Genomic DNA, 890 nt, shown 5'->3' on the forward strand with positions numbered 1-890 from the left:
GCTCAAGCCGCAGAGATAGATTCCGCGCCGACCACATTGGTTATATCTTCCAGCAATTCAACTTGTTGCCGTATTTGAATGTCATCGACAACGTATTACTTCCTTGCCAATTCAGTAAAGTGAGACGCGATCGCGTGACACCAAACGCCTCCACAGCCGAGCTTTTAGCACAAGCGACAACCTTGTTGGAGCGGCTTCATTTACCGACAAATTTACACTCTCGCCCAGTGTCAGAGCTGAGTATTGGACAACAACAGCGAGTGGCGGCAGCTCGTGCGCTAATAGGGCATCCTGCGTTAGTCATTGCTGACGAGCCGACATCTGCACTCGATCATGATAATCGCATGGCGTTCATCGAACTGCTGATGGAACAGGCTAATCAAGCCAACGCGACATTAATCTTTGTCAGCCATGATCCAACTCTGGAAAGCTTGTTCGATCGCACCATTAATCTGCCAGAAATAAACCAAAGCCGTAACATGGAGGTGCTATCGTGAGTGCTGTAATCAAACTCGCTTGGAAAAGCTTGATGAACCGCAAAGCGACAGCGGTGTTGACGATCATGACGGTAGCAATATCGGTAATCTTGCTGCTTGGCGTAGAACGTATCCGCACTCAAGCAAAAGACAGCTTTGCGAACACCATTTCCGGAACTGACCTAATTGTCGGCGGACGCTCAGGCCAAGTGAACTTACTGTTGTATTCAGTCTTTCGTATTGGTAACGCAACTAATAATATCGATTGGAAAAGCTATCAAGAATTCAGCCAGCATCGCGCGGTTGATTGGGCAATTCCCATTTCGCTCGGAGACTCTCACAAAGGCTTTCGAGTGATGGGGACCAATCATAGTTACTTTGAGCATTATAAGTACGGAAGTAAGCAACCACTTA

At 47.5% G+C, this 890-nt stretch carries 1 protein-coding gene and 1 pseudogene; both read left to right on the forward strand.

What is annotated here, in order from left to right:
- Window positions 1-497, forward strand: a 497-nt coding sequence (locus R7Q48_RS25650; RefSeq protein WP_318132981.1) for an ATP-binding cassette domain-containing protein, incomplete at its 5' end; no start/stop codon positions are given.
- Window positions 494-890 (forward strand): annotated as a pseudogene (locus R7Q48_RS25655) (ABC transporter permease); the annotation flags it as partial. The gene R7Q48_RS25650 and the pseudogene R7Q48_RS25655, both read left to right, overlap by 4 nt.

The organism is Vibrio sp. 378, from assembly GCF_033339435.1.